This is a genomic window from Thauera sp. 27, assembly GCF_000310125.2.
GTDB classification, from domain to species: Bacteria; Pseudomonadota; Gammaproteobacteria; order Burkholderiales; family Rhodocyclaceae; genus Thauera; species Thauera mechernichensis.
In genome coordinates, this window is the sequence record NZ_AMXB01000111.1 from 1 (window position 1) to 364 (window position 364).

At 69.0% G+C, this 364-nt stretch carries 1 pseudogene; it reads left to right on the forward strand.

The window, feature by feature from the left end:
- Positions 1-364: pseudogene (locus B447_RS21615) on the forward strand (4-hydroxy-2-oxovalerate aldolase); the annotation flags it as partial.

Sequence of the window (364 nt, forward strand, 5' to 3'; positions counted from 1 at the left end):
TGGCCATGGGCGTGGCCAACAGCCTGGCCGCGCTCGAAGTCGGCGCCAGCCGCATCGACGCCGCGGCCGCTGGCCTGGGGGCCGGTGCGGGCAACACCCCGATGGAAGTGTTCATCGCGGTGTGCGACCTGATGGGGATCGAGACCGGCGTGGATGTGTTCAAGATCCAGGACGTGGCCGAGGACCTGGTGGTGCCGATCATGGACTTCCCGATCCGCATCGACCGCGATGCGCTCACGCTGGGCTACGCCGGCGTGTATGGCTCCTTCCTGCTGTTCGCCAAGCGCGCCGAGAAGAAGTACGGCGTGCCCGCGCGCGAGATCCTGGTCGAGATGGGCCGACGCGGCATGGTCGGCGGCCAGGA